At 62.5% G+C, this 16,061-nt stretch carries 24 protein-coding genes; 18 read left to right on the top strand and 6 right to left on the bottom strand.

Annotated features, from left to right (window positions below; all coding sequences use genetic code 11):
- Position 1 precedes the first annotated feature (1 nt).
- From CNQ84_RS02400 to CNQ84_RS02390, 3 genes are read right to left on the bottom strand one after another with little or no spacing between them, the layout of a single operon-like run.
- On the bottom strand, positions 2 to 970 hold the full coding sequence (locus tag CNQ84_RS02400) for a hypothetical protein (protein WP_096003309.1): 969 nt from the start codon (positions 968 to 970) through the stop codon (positions 2 to 4).
- Positions 971 to 979: 9 nt separating this feature from the next.
- Complete coding sequence (locus CNQ84_RS02395; RefSeq protein WP_096003308.1) at positions 980 to 1,294, bottom strand: helix-turn-helix domain-containing protein; 315 nt, start codon at positions 1,292 to 1,294, stop codon at positions 980 to 982.
- Positions 1,287 to 1,775 (bottom strand): hypothetical protein, encoded by a 489-nt coding sequence (locus CNQ84_RS02390; RefSeq protein ID WP_096003307.1) that lies wholly within the window; start codon positions 1,773 to 1,775, stop codon positions 1,287 to 1,289. The genes CNQ84_RS02395 and CNQ84_RS02390 overlap by 8 nt, the downstream gene beginning before the upstream one ends.
- 123 nt (positions 1,776 to 1,898) lie before the next feature.
- Between CNQ84_RS02390 and CNQ84_RS02385 the strand changes: the two genes are divergently transcribed.
- On the top strand, positions 1,899 to 2,372 hold the full coding sequence (locus tag CNQ84_RS02385; RefSeq protein WP_096003306.1) for a hypothetical protein: 474 nt from the start codon (positions 1,899 to 1,901) through the stop codon (positions 2,370 to 2,372).
- A 60-nt stretch (positions 2,373 to 2,432) separates the two neighbouring features.
- Here CNQ84_RS02385 and CNQ84_RS02380 read toward each other — a convergent pair whose 3' ends face one another.
- The 3 genes from CNQ84_RS02380 to CNQ84_RS02370 are packed head-to-tail and all read right to left on the bottom strand — an operon-like array spanning position 2,433 to position 3,140.
- On the bottom strand, positions 2,433 to 2,654 hold the full coding sequence (locus tag CNQ84_RS02380; RefSeq protein ID WP_096003305.1) for a hypothetical protein: 222 nt from the start codon (positions 2,652 to 2,654) through the stop codon (positions 2,433 to 2,435).
- Positions 2,651 to 2,917, bottom strand: coding sequence for a hypothetical protein (locus CNQ84_RS02375; RefSeq protein ID WP_096003304.1), 267 nt, complete (start codon positions 2,915 to 2,917; stop codon positions 2,651 to 2,653). Before CNQ84_RS02375 ends, CNQ84_RS02380 begins: the two co-directional genes overlap by 4 nt.
- A 10-nt stretch (positions 2,918 to 2,927) precedes the next feature.
- Complete coding sequence (locus CNQ84_RS02370; protein ID WP_200818478.1) at positions 2,928 to 3,140, bottom strand: DNA-binding protein; 213 nt, start codon at positions 3,138 to 3,140, stop codon at positions 2,928 to 2,930.
- 24 nt (positions 3,141 to 3,164) lie between these two features.
- On the opposite strand from CNQ84_RS02370, the gene CNQ84_RS02365 reads away from it, so the two are divergent.
- The 17 genes from CNQ84_RS02365 to CNQ84_RS02280 all read left to right on the top strand — a co-directional run bounded on the left by CNQ84_RS02365 (position 3,165) and on the right by CNQ84_RS02280 (position 16,058).
- The gene (locus tag CNQ84_RS02365; RefSeq protein WP_174704235.1) at positions 3,165 to 3,644 is read left to right on the top strand and encodes a helix-turn-helix domain-containing protein; all 480 of its coding nucleotides are present in this window, start codon (positions 3,165 to 3,167) and stop codon (positions 3,642 to 3,644) included.
- A gap of 3 nt (positions 3,645 to 3,647) precedes the next feature.
- Positions 3,648 to 4,250 (top strand): hypothetical protein, encoded by a 603-nt coding sequence (locus CNQ84_RS02360; RefSeq protein ID WP_096003302.1) that lies wholly within the window; start codon positions 3,648 to 3,650, stop codon positions 4,248 to 4,250.
- 56 nt (positions 4,251 to 4,306) lie between these two features.
- Positions 4,307 to 4,744 (top strand): hypothetical protein, encoded by a 438-nt coding sequence (locus CNQ84_RS02355; RefSeq protein ID WP_096003301.1) that lies wholly within the window; start codon positions 4,307 to 4,309, stop codon positions 4,742 to 4,744.
- Positions 4,745 to 5,098: 354 nt separating this feature from the next.
- Positions 5,099 to 5,491: a hypothetical protein gene (locus CNQ84_RS02345; protein WP_096003299.1), complete on the top strand. Its 393-nt coding sequence runs from the start codon at positions 5,099 to 5,101 to the stop codon at positions 5,489 to 5,491.
- Positions 5,492 to 5,588: 97 nt separating this feature from the next.
- Positions 5,589 to 5,942, top strand: a complete 354-nt coding sequence (locus tag CNQ84_RS02340) for a putative holin (RefSeq protein ID WP_096003298.1) — start codon at positions 5,589 to 5,591, stop codon at positions 5,940 to 5,942.
- 56 nt (positions 5,943 to 5,998) lie between these two features.
- Positions 5,999 to 6,634, top strand: a complete 636-nt coding sequence (locus CNQ84_RS02335; RefSeq protein ID WP_425439941.1) for a transglycosylase SLT domain-containing protein — start codon at positions 5,999 to 6,001, stop codon at positions 6,632 to 6,634.
- An 8-nt stretch (positions 6,635 to 6,642) separates the two neighbouring features.
- Entirely contained in the window at positions 6,643 to 7,053 is a 411-nt protein-coding gene (locus tag CNQ84_RS02330) for a hypothetical protein (protein WP_096003296.1), read from the top strand.
- 109 nt (positions 7,054 to 7,162) lie between these two features.
- Entirely contained in the window at positions 7,163 to 7,483 is a 321-nt protein-coding gene (locus CNQ84_RS02325) for a DUF2730 family protein (protein ID WP_096003295.1), read from the top strand.
- The gene (locus tag CNQ84_RS02320) at positions 7,480 to 7,779 is read left to right on the top strand and encodes a VpaChn25_0724 family phage protein (RefSeq protein ID WP_096003294.1); all 300 of its coding nucleotides are present in this window, start codon (positions 7,480 to 7,482) and stop codon (positions 7,777 to 7,779) included. The genes CNQ84_RS02325 and CNQ84_RS02320 overlap by 4 nt, the downstream gene beginning before the upstream one ends.
- A gap of 2 nt (positions 7,780 to 7,781) precedes the next feature.
- Entirely contained in the window at positions 7,782 to 8,330 is a 549-nt protein-coding gene (locus CNQ84_RS02315; protein ID WP_096003293.1) for a phage protein Gp27 family protein, read from the top strand.
- Positions 8,330 to 9,988 carry a hypothetical protein gene (locus tag CNQ84_RS02310; RefSeq protein ID WP_096003292.1) on the top strand — a complete coding sequence of 553 codons (1,659 nt, stop codon included), beginning with the start codon at positions 8,330 to 8,332 and terminating at the stop codon, positions 9,986 to 9,988. Before CNQ84_RS02315 ends, CNQ84_RS02310 begins: the two co-directional genes overlap by 1 nt.
- Entirely contained in the window at positions 9,982 to 11,541 is a 1,560-nt protein-coding gene (locus CNQ84_RS02305) for a DUF935 domain-containing protein (protein WP_096003291.1), read from the top strand. Before CNQ84_RS02310 ends, CNQ84_RS02305 begins: the two co-directional genes overlap by 7 nt.
- Positions 11,531 to 12,769: a PBECR2 nuclease fold domain-containing protein gene (locus CNQ84_RS02300; RefSeq protein ID WP_096003290.1), complete on the top strand. Its 1,239-nt coding sequence runs from the start codon at positions 11,531 to 11,533 to the stop codon at positions 12,767 to 12,769. Before CNQ84_RS02305 ends, CNQ84_RS02300 begins: the two co-directional genes overlap by 11 nt.
- A gap of 92 nt (positions 12,770 to 12,861) precedes the next feature.
- Positions 12,862 to 13,434 carry a phage virion morphogenesis protein gene (locus tag CNQ84_RS02295; RefSeq protein WP_096003289.1) on the top strand — a complete coding sequence of 191 codons (573 nt, stop codon included), beginning with the start codon at positions 12,862 to 12,864 and terminating at the stop codon, positions 13,432 to 13,434.
- Between the two features lie 210 nt (positions 13,435 to 13,644).
- Positions 13,645 to 14,742, top strand: a complete 1,098-nt coding sequence (locus tag CNQ84_RS02290) for a phage protease (RefSeq protein ID WP_096003288.1) — start codon at positions 13,645 to 13,647, stop codon at positions 14,740 to 14,742.
- Positions 14,743 to 14,745: 3 nt separating this feature from the next.
- Positions 14,746 to 15,150: a hypothetical protein gene (locus CNQ84_RS02285; protein ID WP_096003287.1), complete on the top strand. Its 405-nt coding sequence runs from the start codon at positions 14,746 to 14,748 to the stop codon at positions 15,148 to 15,150.
- 14 nt (positions 15,151 to 15,164) lie between these two features.
- Positions 15,165 to 16,058 carry a Mu-like prophage major head subunit gpT family protein gene (locus CNQ84_RS02280; protein WP_096003286.1) on the top strand — a complete coding sequence of 298 codons (894 nt, stop codon included), beginning with the start codon at positions 15,165 to 15,167 and terminating at the stop codon, positions 16,056 to 16,058.
- The last annotated feature ends 3 nt before the right edge of the window (positions 16,059 to 16,061 follow it).

Genomic DNA, 16,061 nt, shown 5'->3' with positions numbered 1-16,061 from the left:
ATCAGCCCTCGGCCGCTTCGTCGAGGCCCAGCAGCGTGTTCCAGGTGGGCAACGTGTCGATGCTCAGCTCAGGAAAATGGAACTCAGAGCGAATCGCCGCCAGCGTCACCTCTAGGTTGCGCACCAGAGCCGCGCCGAACGCGCGGTGGTCTTCGCCGCTCTCCAGTCCAAGCTCGGCCAAGTCCGCGAACGCCTTGCGCAGGGTGCCCTGCAGCTGCGTCTCCAACTCGTAGGTAGTGGTCACCACCTCTTTGCGTAGCTTTGCCGCTTCCTCGTCGGGCTTAACCACCACGACCTTGGGCTTCTTCGCCAGTTGGTGTTCAAGCTCATTGATCTTATGGGAGCGGTCAGCCAGTACCCGGTCTTTGGCCTCACCGTTCTCTCGGGCCTCACGCAGCGCCTTGCGCAATTCCTTAACGCTCATGGTGGCTACGTCATCCAGCGTCAACTCGCCGGTCTGGCCGGTCAGCTCCAGCTCCTCGATCTGTTCGTCGTCTAGGACGAGCATTTCCAGCAGCTTGCTCTGGCTGCCGATGGCCTTAATCAAATGTGCCGACGTCGGCACATTTGCGAACTTGCCAGCGGCCTGTATGAAGCGTGCGGCTACGTGACGGTCCACGCCCAGGCGGTCCAGGCGCTCGATAAAGTCGCCGTGGGCGCAGGCTTCCTTCAGCACTCGCAGCCCCCTACCAACCTCCAGGCAAGCCTCAACGCTGCGGCGCATGTTCGCGGCGATATCGCGCTGGATCAGATCCGGGTTGGTGCAGTCAGCCGGCAGCGCGTAGCCCAGCTGCTCAGCCACCGCGCGCACTCTGTCGTCCTGCTCAGCGTTCAGCACAGCCATCTGATTCTGTGCGCTCACCAGGTCGCCACTCAGCTCCACGTCGGGCACCAGCGCTGCCGCCTTGCCTGGCTTGCGTCCGGCCTTGGCCGGCGCGTCTTGTTCGATGAATTCAGCAGTGTTGCTCATAGGTGCTCCTTAGCGGCCGGCGCCAGCCAGCATGCGTTGGTTGATTTCGCGGATTCGGGCCTCGGCCGTGCTCAGCTCCATGGCCGTTGCCTGGGCGATCTGCAGCAGCTGCATGCCGGGCGCAAAGCGGCCGGTCTCCAAACGGGTGGCCAGCCCCTCGGCGATCAGGGTGTTCATGCAGCGGTTGATGTTGGCCGGGGACTCGCCCAGCGCCTTGGCCAGCTCGCCATTGCTCAGTCCGTTCAGCGTGTGGCCCTTGAGCGCCTTCATCACGCGCAGCACGCGGGCACCGCTGTCGCTGGTGCGGGTGTTGTCTTTACTCATCGTCGGGGTCTCCAAGCTCAAGCTGGGGGTGGTCATGCTGCTGGATGTTGCCGTGGTGCCACGCCAGCGTTTCGATACCGGCGCGCACCTCGTCTAGGGTCTGCCCGGCACTCTGCTTGCCATCGCTGAAGGCCAGCAGCGCGCCAACCGCGTTGTTGAGTACGGTCTGCAGCTGCTGCACGTCTTGCGCCTGGCATTTGCGGCCGGTGGGAATATCGACCAGCAGCTTGCCGTGGGCCGCTGCCAAGTAGCGGGTGATCAAGGGCACGCCGCAGGCGCGCTCCAAAGGCAATATCAGCGTGAGCGGCAGGCGGCCATTGCCCATCCACTTGTACAGGCTGCTGGCGTTGTGCTGCCCCAGGTGGTCGCAGGCCAGGCGCTCAATGCCTCGGTTGTACTTATCCAGCGCGCGCTGTGCGCAGCCTTCCATCGCTTCGGCGGGCGAGCGTGGCACCCAGCTTTTCCAATTTCGGCGTGTCATTGGATACCCCCGAGGCGTCTGCCGCGCGGCTGTTCCAAACAAATAGGTTTTTTCCCTCTGGGCAAAACCGTTTCAAGAGCGATAGCCTTTTGATGTACATTCACAGCACGAGGACGGCGGGCCATGACCGACAGAGCAACAGCCCTTGAGTTTGCATTTGAGAAGCTGGTAGAGCAGTTGCAGGAGTCAGGGGCGCTTAACGCTGCACGCTTGGCCGACGAGCTGGAGGCTCCAGCACAGTGGCTAGGCGTAGAGAACGAAGGCACCGAGGCGCTGGCTGAGCTGGCGCGGCGCACCAGGCGCACTGCAGACATGGCGCAGCAGGAGGCCAGCGCGTACCCGGCATCTGAGTGGGAGTTAATGGCCCAGCTCATGCTTCAGTACCTGCTGATTCAGGGCCAGCTGAACTCGCGGGAGTTTGCGGACTATCTGGACGTGTGCTTTGCGGGCATGAGGCAACATGGGGCACCGCTCCACCTGCAAGGCGTCGTAGCGCGCTTGAGTGACTACAGCCGGGGCACCGAGCAACTGCCGGAGTGGCTGCGAGACGTCCTTTCTTTGCGTGCCAGCGGGCCTGATGCTGATGCAACCCGTTGAGCACATGCGCGGCGACGGCCTTGCGAGTGGCGGCGTCCAGGTTGGAGAACGATACGGTGCTCATGCCTCTGCCTCCAGGCGCTTGATCTTGCGCTCTACGCGGCGTGACTCCAGGCGGCAGCGCTCTGCGATGCAGCGCCATAGCCAGCGCTCTTCCAAGTGCTCGCGGCCACCGGGTACGGTGCGGCGGCGGTCTTCGGCGGCAATCCAGCTGCGCAGGGCAACGCGGCTGCGCAGCTTGAGTTGCTGTAGGGACGTGGTAGTGGCGGCTTGTTGGATCATTGGATACCTCCTTGGCCAGCAGTCAGCAGCTCACCCACGGCGAGGATCTGCAGCTGGTTTACCAACTGGCTCAGCAGCTGCTGCTCACCGGTGGTAACGCGCTGGATCGGGCCGTTGAGCTGGTAGCGGGTAATGGCGTCGCGCAGAGCGTTGAGTGTGTCGGCCTGAGAGACAGGCGAGCTGGCAATAACAACGTCCAGCAGGCGGCTGTAGGCGTCGACCGGTTCGGCCGGGCCGAATGCGGGTTGCGGGTTGAAGGTCATGGCGGTGACCTCAGGCTGCGACTGATGTGTCAGAGGACTTGAGGCCGAGGGCGACAGCGATATCGTGCGCCTGGCCGTAATGGGCTTTATCAAAGCCGTTGAGCACGCGGTAAACCGCGTTGCGCTTGAAGCCGTGCTCTTCGGCCCATTTGGTGACAGTGATGCCGCGCTGCTTGAAGCGCTGTTTGACCTGTTCCGGGGTCAGTACCTTCTGGTTTGCCATGGCGGTGGCTCCGTTGGTTGCTGAATGATGTTTGGCTTTTGTTGTAGAGATAATGGTGCCAAATATGGCACCTGTCAAGGTGATAAGGTGACAAATTCTTCATTAGGGGAGCGTCTCAAAGCTGAGCGCGAGCGCCTCAGGTACACCCAGCCGGAGTTCGCGGAAATGGCTGGCGCTTCTAAGCGAACCCAGATCGGCTGGGAGCAAGGGCGTTCTGTGCCTGACGCAAACGCACTTGCTGCCTGGCTTGAGGAAGGCGTCGACATCAGTTTTTTGCTTACTGGTGAGCGATCAAATGGCGCGACGTCGCACCATTTGCCAGCTGACGAGCAGCTGCTGCTTGAGGCGTACAGAGGGATGGGGGCAGCGGCCAGAAAAGCGCTGCTAGCCGACCTACTGACGGGTGGTAAAACGACGAAAAGACCGGCCAGGGCTTCAGGCGGCGTTGTGGTTCAAGGTAACAACAACCGCACGGCGGGCAGGGATTTGCAGGGCAAGGAGTAGTACGTGAACAACGCAGTAGATGTGCAGGGGGAGCGAAATAGGGTTGCGGGGCGTGATTTGATTGAGGTGAACCTCGCACCCGAGTCGAAGGACGACCTGCTGGTGAAAGCCCAGCGAGACGCCCTGCGCGGGCTGGTTTCATCGATCGCTGACGAGTGCAACCAATCGGCCAGGCACCTATGGGTTACGGTGGTGCATGTGGCCGTGGGCGTTACGACCGTTGGGGAGATTCGCAGCAGCCAGTACCAGGACGCCGTTGATGCTCTGGAGCGGTTCCGCGAGAACTTCTACGAGCAACAGCGTCGCGAGAATCTGAGGGCGCGCTTGAATGAGCTGTCGCGCGGCAAGCAGGCGTCTGATGAGTTGAGTCGATTCTGTCTGTCCGTTCTCGGCGATGCCCATTTGTACGGCATGCCAAGCGAGAAGCTAAGAGAGGCTGTTGCGCACATGGAGCAGTACCAGCAACAGCGGCGTGAGCTGTTGAGCGAAGCCAAAGCTGCTGGCCAGCACGCTGAGCCTATGCCGTTTGGAGCGCTACTGCGCCAGTACCCGATTCAATGCTTTGTCATTGGGGCTATCGGCTTTCTGCTTGGGCTGATGTTCTAGCCCCTGGTGGCTAAGTTTCTGATGGCGCGTTTTCTAATATTTTGGAGGGCGCTGTTTTGGTTCAATGGATATTGTTCAAGTGGCGTCTGGCAAAGCTTGAGAGGGACCGCGCGGCGGTACTGAAGGCCCACCAGAAGGCGATCAAGAAGGCTAAAGCTGATGAGGAAAACATTCAGCTGATCCAGGGGCTGCACCAGGACCAGTACTTTGAAATCACTATGTTGGACTCTACCCGAGCGAGCCTGGTTACCCGCCGCCTGCTGTCGATCGCCTATGCTCTAATGCTGCCAACGCCACAGGATGACTATTGGGAGAGGTGTGAGGTTACCGGTTACCGGGTGTTGACCGATGAAGGGATTCACCTCTTGCGGCGCTCTATCCGCGAGGAGCGCAAGTCTCGCAGGGAGGCCGCGCTTGCGTGGCTGGCCGCAATCACCGGCGTCGTTGGGGCGCTAACAGGCTTGATCGCTGTCGCAATTGGGCAGCTATTTTGACAACGCAGGGAGGTTTTATGGCGCTTGTAGGATGTGCTGAGTGTGGAAAAGAGGTGTCCGAGCGGGCCAGTCAGTGCCCAAGTTGCGGCGCTCCGGTGAAAAGACCCGCCTCGGGTGCCGGCGGCCTACTCAAATGGGGCGCAGTAGTTCTCGTCGGCGTGATTGGCCTTTACTGGCTAATCGAAGCGAATGACCCAACCCGAGAGCAGCGGCTCATGGATCGCGAGGCCTACCAGCTGTGCCAGAAGATGGCCGTATCAACTGGCAACCCCGGCGCGTGCGAGGGGATGCGAAAGGACTACTGGGCGAAGTACAACCGCGAGCCTTGAGGCGCGGTACAAGGGAGGCGTGCTAATGGTTGAGGTTCTTCCGGCGATTCAAGCAGCAATGCAGGCCGCGCAGAAACTGCGGGAGCTGGCCAAAAAGGTGGGCGACGCTGACATCAGAATGGCGATAGCCGATCTGTCCGAAAACTTGGCTGACGCCAAGCTTCAGGCGGCGGATCTAAAAGGCCAGCTCGCCGAGCTAATGGACGAAAATAGGGAGTTGCGCGAGACCCTGGAGGCCCGCAGCACCGCAGCGCCAAAATACGAAGGCTCGGTGTATGTCTTTGATGGTGATGATGGGAAGTACTGCACCGCTTGCTGGGATGCGCACCAAAATAAGGTGCGCGTAACCGACATGGGAGGCAGGTTTGCCGATATGGGCATTAATTACAGATGCCCGGTGTGCAAGGCTACTATGTAGTTACTTCGATTTTTGCGCCGGCAAAATTACACCTAATCCCCAATAGCTCACCCTGAAGCTCTGAACGGTTCCAACCTCAGACTTCAGGAGATGAGCAATGTACAGTTCCCCCGCGTGTAACCCTCGATCCCGCCTGCCTCGGCTGACGCTTTGGATTCTGGTTTCTGTGTTCCTGCTTGTTGCCCTGGCGCTTGCTGCGCCCGAGCAGATGCCGGTTATCGCCTACAAGGTCGCTCTGGTGACCCTTGGCGTGGTGCTGGCCTACTGGCTGGACCGCGCGTTGTTCCCGTATGCCCGCCCGCACTCGTGCTTGCAGAATCGCAACGCACCTGGTGGAGGGTGGACGGACGACGCCGAGGCATACCGGTACACAGCTGCCTTTGCCGCCGCCTGCCTGCGCCGCGCGCTGATTGTGCTGGCCTGTGTGCTTGGCCTGACCCTGGGGCTTTGATCATGTTTGCCCGTCACCACGTCCAGCGGCCCCGCAGCTACCGCCTGCCCGGCCTGATCGTGCTGCTGCTCTGGACCATTGTGCTAGGGGCGGCCAGTTGTAAACCCTCACCCGCTGCCGCTCAGGAGGTGCCCCGTGCTGCAGAGCAATACCGGCGTGACCTGGTGCGCGTGGCGCAGCATGGCTTTGGCCTTGATGCGCCGGTCGCCACCCTGGCTGCGCAGATTCATCAGGAAAGCGGCTGGCGTCCCGGCGTCACGTCCCATGCTGGTGCGCAGGGGCTGGCGCAGTTTATGCCGGCCACCGCTGAGTGGATGGCTGCGATTTACCCGCGCCGCGTGGGGCCGGCCCAGCCGTTTAACCCCGGCTGGGCGCTCCGGGCAATGGTGGCTTACAACCAGTGGCACCTCGAACGCATTCAGGCCGCGAGCCCCTGCGAGAAGTGGGCAATGGCGCTGGCCGCATACAACGGCGGCCTCGGGTGGATCAACCGCGACCGCCGGTTGGCGTCGGCTTCCGGGGCCGATCCGCTGACCTGGTTCAATTCTGTCGAGCGGTACAACGCAGGCCGCTCGGCTGCCAACTTCCGCGAGAACCGCCACTACCCCCGCAACATCCTTGAACGCTGGGAGCCTATGTATGTGGCTGCCGGCTGGGGGGCGGGTGTGTGCGCTGAGAGGTATCAGCTGTGAGGAACGTCATGGTGTGGTTTCTCTTCGCTGCGGTGGCCGCACTCGCGATCATGCAGCCAATCCTCAGAAGCCAAGCCGAGCAAGCCGGTTATGAGAAAGGGCTTGCCGCAGGCCAGGCCGAATGCCAACGGCAGACTATCGACGAACTGACGGTACTCATTACCTCCAGTCAGTACCTGGTCGGCAAAGCACACGACGTCAGCCAGCAGCTGACGGTATCCACGACCGCCCGCATGCAGGCGGATCAGAAGTCCACACAGGAGCTTAGCGATGCGCTCGCCCTTACTGCTGATGAGCGTGCTCAGTGCCGCTTTGATGATGACAGCATGCGCCACACCGCCGCCGCCCGTGATCGTGCAGCAGCCGCCGCTGCCGGCGGCATTGGCGGTGCCGTGCCCGCCGCCAGTGGCGATGAATGACAACAGCGCAGATGCGGCATTGCTGACGCTGAAGCAAATGTACGACCTGTATGGCCTCTGCGGGGGCCGGCTGGTTGAGCTGGTGAACTACCTGCAGGAGAAACGCTGAATGGATATCGACTTGCTCATCCGTGCCGGCCAATTCGTGTTCACCGTCGCCGTGGGCATCTTCTCGATCGCGGCTGCGCGTAAATCCAGTTCCAAAGCCGACGCCGAGGCGTTGGCCGATCGGCTCAGCATCCAAGACTCCCGAATCCTCACGCTGGAGCAGCAGCTGCTGCACATGCCAGACAGCCACCAAATGTCCGAGCTGGCTGGGGACATGAAGGCCATCAAGGCAGAGCTTGCGGGGGTGGCTCGGGAACTGGCCCCTTTGGCCAGATCTGTCGACCGAATCAATGACTACCTACTGAATGCGAGGGCTCAATGAGCAAATACGCCAACTTTCTCAGCGAAGACCGCCGCCTGGTGATCCTGCGCATCCTGGCGGAAATGCCCACCTACCGTGCCAACAGCTCGGTGTTGCATGCCGTGCTGCAGGAATGGGGGCACGAACCCAGCCGAGACCAGGTGAAGACTGAGCTGCGTTGGCTCGAAGAGCAGCAACTGGTTGTGCTCGATGATGTGAGCGACGGTGCGGTGCTGCTGGCCAAGCTGACTGAGCGCGGCTCTGACGTCGCTGCGGGCCGCGCGCGCGTTGATGGCGTGAAGCGTCCAGGAGCCTGACCATGGGCCGCAAATCGAGCATCGACAAGCTGGACCCCGGCGTCCGGTCCCATATTGAGCGCCGCCTGCGCGAAAACCGCATGACGCTCGATGAGCTGATCGAGGACCTGCACGAGCAGTTCCCCCAATCCGACAAGCCCAGCCGCTCAGCCGTTGGCCGCTACAAGGTCAGCTTCGACGAGATGAGCAAGCGCCTGCGCGAGCAGCAGGCCATGGCCAGTCTGCTGGTTGAAGAGCTGGGCGAGAACCCGGACGACAAGGCCGGCGCGCTGATGGTGCAGTCCATCACCACGCTGACAACCCATGCCGCCCTGGGCGCGCAGATCGATGAAGAGACTACGGTTGATGACGTGCGCAAACTGGCCCGCGCCGCCAAAGACGTGCTCGCCGCCCGCAAGGTCAGCCGCGAGGAGCGCAAGGCGATCGAGCGCGAAGCCCGCGAGGCATTGATCCAGGAGCAGGAGCAGCGCCTGGAAGAGATGCGCGGCAGCGACGGCATGAGCGAGCAGCTGGAAAGCCGCATCCGCAACATTCTGCTGGGTAAAGCCTGATGGTCCTGCCACCCGCCAAGCCGATTACCGCCGTCAGCGCCCCGCGTAAGATCGACCTTGCCGAGGAGATGGCCCTGCACGGCGTTGAAGTCCCGCAGGACATTGCAGACGCAGTCGCCGCAAACGAGCCGGTGTTCCTCGGGTACCAGCAGCGCTGGTTTGAGGACGAGAGCCAGATCATGATCGCGGAGAAGTCGCGCCGCACCGGTCTCACCTGGGCAGAGGCCGGCCGCAACGTGGTCAATGCTGCCAAGCCGAAGCGCCGTGGCGGCTGCAACACCTTCTACGTGGGCAGCAAACAAGAGATGGCGCTGGAATACATCGCGGCCTGCGCGCTGTTCGCCCGTGCTTTCAACGAGCTGGCCGAGGCCGACGTCTACGAGCAGACGTTCTGGGATGACGGCAAGAAGGAAGAAATCCTTACCTACATGATCCGGTTCCCCAAGACCGGAAGGAAGATCCAGGCGCTGAGCAGCCGCCCGAGCAACCTGCGCGGCCTGCAGGGCGACGTGGTGATCGATGAGGCGGCCTTCCATGAATCCCTGGAAGAGCTGCTCAAGGCGGCACTGGCCCTGACCATGTGGGGCAACAAGGTGCGCCTGATCAGTACCCACAACGGCGTGGACAACGCGTTCAACGGCTACATTCAGGACGCCCGTGAGGGCCGCAAGGACTACAGCGTCCACCGCATCACCCTGGATGATGCGATCGCCGAGGGCCTGTACAAGCGGATCTGCTTTGTCACCGGCCAGACCTGGTCAGCAGAAGCCGAGAAAAAGTGGCGCGACGGCCTGTACAAGAACGCCCCCAATACCGAGAGCGCCGACGAAGAGTACGGCTGTGTGCCCAAGAAGAGCGGCGGCGCGTACCTGTCGCGCGTGCTCATCGAGCAGGCCATGGTGGCGGACCACTCGATCCGTATTTACCGCTACGAGGCACCTGCAGGCTTTGAGGAATGGACCCCGGCCATGCGCGAGGCCGAGATCGAGCAGTGGTGTACCGAGAACCTGCTGCCAGAGCTGGCGCGGCTCAACCCGCGCGACCGCCATGTGTTCGGCGAGGACTTTGCCCGCCGGGGCGACCTGACCGTGTTCGTGCCCATGGCCATCCGGCCGGACCTGCGCAAGCGCGTGCCCTTTACCGTCGAGCTGCGCAACGTGACCTACGAGCAGCAGCGCCAGGTGATGTTCTTCATCTGCGATCGGCTGCCCCGACGCGGCGGTCTGGCCTTCGATGCCACTGGCAACGGCGGCTACCTGGCCGAGCAAGCCGCCCTCAAGTACGGCAGCCAGGCTGTTGACCAGGTGCACCTGTCGCAGTCCTGGTACCACGAGTTTCTGCCCAAGCTGAAAGGCGAGTTTGAGGCGCTGAACATCGAGGTGCCGCGCCACCAGAACACCCTCGACGACCTGTTATCGATCAAGGTGGAAGCCGGCGTGCCGGTGATCGATAAGGGCCGCAAAAAGGATCTGGAATCCCAGAGCGGCAAAGGCAAGCGCCACGGCGACTTTGCGGTCGGCCTGGTGATGGCCGTGCGCGCCAGCCTCATGGACGGCACCGAGATCGACTTTACCGCTGTACCCAAACACTCTCGCGGCTTCGACAACCTCGACGCCGACGACACCGATATCGACCTGCCGGAGCAATCAGCATGGTGACCACTTCACGCATCCTCGGCCCAGACGGTCAGCCGTTGCGTACCGAGGATCTGCGCGAGCCGCAGACCGCGCACCTGACCAGCCTGCACCATGAAGTAGGCGGCCACCCGTCGCGCGGGCTTACGCCGTCCAAGCTGGCCAGCATCCTCGACAGCGCAGAGCAAGGCGACGTGGTCGCCCAGTTTGAGCTGTTCGAAGACATGGAAGAAAAAGACGGCCACATCATGTCGGAGATGTCCAAGCGCCGCCGCGCCATCACCGGGCTGGAGTGGGACATTGTGCCGCCAGATAACGCCACCGCCGCCGAGAAGAAGGCCGCCGCCGAGCTGTACAGCCTGCTGCAGGGGCTGGATGACTTTGAAGAGGTGCTGTTCGATACCACCGACGCGATCGGCAAGGGCTTTGTCTGCCAGGAGATTGAGTGGGAGCACACCGAGGGCACGTGGCTGCCGCGCCACATCGATCACCGCCCGCAGAGCTGGTTCCAGCTGGCGCGGGGCGTGCGGCAGGAGATCCGCCTGCGCGGCTCGGCCGGTGGCGAGCCCCTTCAGCCTTTCGGCTGGATTACCCACGCGCACCGCGCCAAAAGCGGGTACCTGGAACGCTCTGCGCTGTTCCGCGTGCTGGTGTGGCCATACCTGTTCAAGAACTACTCCCTGGGCGACCTGGCCGAGTTTTTGGAGATCTACGGCATCCCGATGCGCGTGGGCAAGTACCCCAGTGGCGCTACCCAAGCGGAGAAGCTGACCTTACTGCGGGCGCTGGCTGCATTGGGCCACAACGCCGCCGGCATCATCCCCAATGGCATGGAGCTGGAGTTCCTCAACGCAGCCGAGGGAGACCCGGCTGCATTCAAGCTGATGATCGAGTGGTGCGAGAAAACCCAGAGCAAAGCCATCCTCGGCGGCACCCTGACCAGTCAGGCCGACGGCGCGAGCAGCACCAACGCCCTGGGCAACGTCCACAACGAAGTGCGCAAGGAACTGCGCGACTCCGACGCCAAGCAGGTGGCCAAGACCCTCAGCCGTGACCTGGTCTACCCGATCGCACTGCTCAACGGGCTGGTGACAGATTGGAAGCGCTGCCCGCGCTTTAAGTTTGACCTGCAGGAGCCGGAAGACCTCAAGTACTACGCCGAGGCGCTGCCGGCGCTGGCCGGGCTAGGCATTCAGGTGCCACGCCAGTGGGCGCAGGAGCGCCTTGGCATTCCTGAGCCAGAAGGCGATGAGGACGTGCTGCAGGCGCCGCAGAGGGCCCCTGCGCCGGTGGCAGAGCCAGCCACCAAGACCGCAGCGGCCACCGCGCAACAAGGCGCACTCAATGCGGCCGACCGGCTGGACGATCGGTTGCAGCCAGCAACCGCGTCGTGGATAGAGCAGATTCGCGACCTGGTTGAGAACGCAGACAGCCTGGAGCAGATCCGCGACGGTCTGGCCAACCTGCTGCCGGGCATGAGCCTGGAGCAGTACGCCGAGGGCATGGCGCAGGCGCTGGCCGCCGCTGCGCTGCAGGGCCGGCTGGATATCATTGAGGAGGCCGCCCGTGGCCGTTAGCGCTGTCAGCCTGCCGTTCCGCGAGCAGAACGAGTTCCTTCGCCGCAAGCTCAACCTGCCGACCGAGTCCTGGACCGATATCTACACTCGCGAGCACGACTACGCCTTTGTGGTCGCCGGTGCCAACCGCGACGAGCTGGTGGCGGACTTTCGCCAGGCGGTGGAGAAAGCCATTACCGGCGGCACCAGCCTTGAGGAGTTCCGCCGCGAGTTTGACGCCATCGTCGCGCGCCATGGCTGGAGCTACAACGGCGGCCGCAACTGGCGCAGCCGGGTGATCTACGAGACCAACCTGCGCAGCAGCTACATGGCCGGCCGCTACGAGCAGTTGATGGCCGTGCGCGAGGAGCGCCCCTACTGGCAGTACATCCATAGCGATGCGGTGGAGCACCCACGCGAAGAGCACGAAGCCTGGAACGGGATGATCCTGCACTGGAGCGACCCGTGGTGGCAGTACCACTTCCCGATCAACGCCTGGGGCTGTCAGTGCAGCGTGCGCGCCCTGAGCCAGCGCGACCTTGAGCGCATGGGTAAGACCGGGCCAGACACCGCACCGCCCATCGTCATGGAGCAGCGCATGATCGGCCAGCGCAGCCCCAATGGGCCGCGCGTGGTGGAGGTGCCCAAGGGTATCGACCCCGGCTTTGAGTACGTGCCGGGCCAATCACGGCTTAACAGCCAGATCCCGCCGGAGCTACCCGACCCGCCATTGCCGGGTTCGACTGGCGGGCCGGGTTTACCCAATACGCGGCCACCGGACGAGCTGCCGGCGCCCCGGCCGGCGCCAGCGGGCCTGCTGCCGCCAGACTTGCCTGCGAAAGATTACGCCGAAGCATTCTTGCAGGCGTTCGGGGCCGATATGGATACCCCGGCGGTCTTTCGGGATGTGCTGGGTGAACGCCTGGTGATTGGTAGCGAGCTGTTCACCACCACCAAGGGCGCACTCAAGTCGATGAAGAATGAGCGCGGCCCCTTCATGGCGCTGCTGGCTGCAGCCTTGCGGCTGCCAGATGAGATCTGGGCACGAGTGGAATGGCACCACGGGCAGAAAAAGGCCGTGGTTCGGCGCCGCTATGTTGCTCAGTACCTGGTAGAGGGTGAGTCGACGCCAATGCTGGCCGTGTTTGAGTTGGGCGTAGACGGTTGGTCTGGTGTAACGACGTTTCGACCAGAGCAAGACATCAACGATATGCGGGTGGGCGTGCGGTTATACAGGCGGGAAGAATGAGCCAGGGGCCGGCACCCCTGGCACTGCCGCGCTTGGATGTTCAATAGCCGGGAACCCCACGCAGCAGCTTGGCCACAGTATAGGATCAACCCATGGCAGGTGCCACACTCGAATTCGACAACAGCCAGGCGCTGGCGATCATCAACCAGGCCGCGCAGGCGCTAGGCGACCCGTCGCCACTGCTGCGCAGCATGGGCGAGTACCTGCTGATTGCCCACGATCAGCGCTTCGCCAGCCAGACCTCACCAGACGGCAAGCCTTGGCAGGCGCTGAGCCCGGCCTACCAGCGCCGCAAGAAGAAAAACAGAGACAAGATCCTCCAGCTCGATGGCCACCTGGCGAACACCCTGCTTTACCAGGTGAACGGCGCGGATCTGCTGTTCGGCAGCAACCGGATCTACGCGGCCATCCACCACTTCGGCGGCACCATCGATGTTGCTGTCCGCAGCCAGCAGGCATACTTCAAACAGGAACGCAGCGGCGCGATCGGCAATCGGTTCGTACCGAAGCGCAAAAGCAACTTTGCCCAGTGGGTGACCATTGGCAACTACTCCATCCAGATACCGGCCCGGCCGTGGCTGGGTACCAGTGACACTGATAGCGAAGAACTGACCAATATCGCTCTCGACTACATCCGCAGGGCCGGTTTTGGCACAGGCCCCTAAAACGCCCGCAGAAGCCCTTGAGGGCGTTTACCGGCTACGGATGCTCGCACCAAACCCCGTTTCACGCTGATTTAGCGTTTATAAACGCGTTTAGCGCCACTCCTATGCCTCGGTTGTGCTCTCACCTGCATCTGCAGACTGAAATTCCCCGCCTGCTGATTTTTGCGCCCGCAAAAATACAAACGCTCCCGCAGGGCCAATCATGGCCACATGAAAAGACATCTCTCCCATTTCGCCATTGCCCCGTGCTCGTTTCAGATGCCGGAGGCCGCCAACGGCAACCTGGTGCGCTTTCAGGTAACGCCGGCCGGATTCTTTCGCCCGGCTGACGGTCGCCAGATCGACGTGCCGGGCTGGTACATCGACGCCAGCATCGCGCAGCGGGTGATTGAACGCTTCAACGCTCGCGTCCAGCCGCTGGTGCTCGACTACGAACACCAGACCCTGAACAAGGAAAAGAACGGTCAGCCGGCTCCGGCCGCTGGCTGGTTCCAATCCCTGGAATGGGAGGAAGGCGTCGGCTTGTTTGCCATCGCTGAGTTGACCGACCCCGCACTGGAGCACCGTAAGAAGAAGGAATACCGCTTCTTCAGCCCGGTGTTTGAGTACAACGGCACCACCGGCGAAGTGGTCGAGCTGCACATGGGTGCCATTACCAACAACCCGGCGATCCACGGCCTGCAGGAAATGACCCTGCTGGCCGCGGCCACGTTCGGGTTTAACCAACCCGAGGATGACTCCGTGAATGAACTGCTCAAAGCGCTGCTCGCCGCGCTCGGCTTGCCCGAAAACACAACCGAACAAGCAGCCATCACCGCGCTGACCGCGCGCCTGGCTACCGACCCGCTGACCGACGTGCGCAAAGCTCTTGCGCTGGATGAAAAAGCCGACCAGGGCGCCGTGATCGCCGCCTGCACCGCGCTGCAAACCAAGGTCGCCTCTGTTGATCCGGCCAAGTTCGTGCCGGTTGACCAGGTCGCAGCAATGCAGACGCAACTGGCTGCACTGACTGCCCGCCTGCAGGAGCGTGACGACAAGGACGTCACCCAACTGATTGATGCCGCGCTGGAGGATGGCCGCCTGGCCAAGGCGCTGGAGCCCTGGGCACGTGAGCTGGGCAAATCGAACGTGGCCGCGCTGACCTCGTATCTGGATTCGGTCACGCCGATCGCGGCGCTCACCAGCACCCAGACCAAAGGCAAGGCGCCGGTGGTCGACAACGAAACCGGACTGACCGAGGCCGAGCTGGCGGTATGCGCGGCGACCGGCATCAGCGCCGAGCAATTCAAAGCCCAGAAGGAGGCTTAACCCATGGCACTCACTGCTGACCGCAACACCAAGCGCCGTGATGGCGTGCTGTACAGCGACCCGGTCGCTGCAGCTACCCGCATCTTTGCCGGCTCCATTGTGTGCCTGGATGCATCGGGCAACGCCGTGCCGGGGTCAACCGCAACCACGCTGATCGCTCGGGGCGTTGCCCAGGAGCAGGTCGACAACCGCGACGGCGCTGCAGGTGATCTGCGCGTTGAGGTTCGTCGCGGGGTGTTCCCGTTTGCCAACAGCGCCAGCACGGATGAGATCACCCGCGCTGACATCGGCAACAGCGCGTACATCGTCGACGACGAGACCGTGGCGAAAACCGATGGCACTTCCACCCGCTCAGTTGCTGGCGTTATCCGCGATGTGGATGACAACGGCGTCTGGGTCGAGATTTAAGGAGCAAGACCCAGATGATCATCAACAGTGGCAACCTGAAAACCCTGAATGTCGCGTTCAAGGCCGCCTTTGCACAGGCATTCACTGATGCCCTGGTCGACTATGACCAGATCGTGCTCGAAGTGAAGTCGACCACCGCCACCGAGGAATACGGCTGGCTGGGCCAGACTACCGGCTTCCGTGAGTGGATTGGCGACCGCGTCATCCAGAACCTGAAGCAGCACGGCTATTCGATCAAGAACCGGACCTTTGAGAACACCGTCGGCGTCCCGCGCGAAGCGATCGAGGACGACCAGTACGGCGTGTACACCCCGCTGATGGCCCAGCTCGGCCAGGACGCGAAGGAGCACCCGGCCGAGCTGGTGTATGCGCTGTTGAAAGACGGTTTCAACCAGAAGTGCTACGACGGCCAGAACTTCTTTGATACCGATCACCCGGTGCTGAACAAGGCCGGCGTCGAGCAGTCGGTCAGTAACTTCCAGGGCGGCTCTGGCACGCCGTGGTTCCTGCTAGATACCACGCGCATGATCCGGCCGATCCTGCTGCAGAAGCGCAAGCCGTACAACTTCGTGGCCAAGAACCAGGAAACCGACGAGAACGTATTCACCCGCAAGGAATTTGTGTACGGCGTGGATGCCCGCCTCAATGTCGGCTTCGGTCTCTGGCAGTTGGCCCATGGCTCCAAGGAAGCGCTGGACGCGTCGAGCTTCAATGATGCGTATGCGTCGATGCAGAGCCTGAAAGGCGACAACGAGCGCCCCCTGAACATTCGCCCGAAACTGCTGGTCGTGCCCCCGACGCTGCGCGAAGCCGCGCTTGAGGTCGTCAAGGCCGAGCGCAATGCAGCCGGCGCAACCAACATCAACCGCGACGCGGTCGACGTGCTCGTCACCCCGTGGCTTGCGTAAGGG

The organism is Pseudomonas abyssi, assembly GCF_002307495.1.
Lineage (GTDB): Bacteria > Pseudomonadota > Gammaproteobacteria > Pseudomonadales > Pseudomonadaceae > Halopseudomonas > Halopseudomonas abyssi.
The sequence above is the reverse complement of the archived record's forward strand: the minus strand, read 5'-3'. Positions and strand labels throughout refer to the sequence as shown.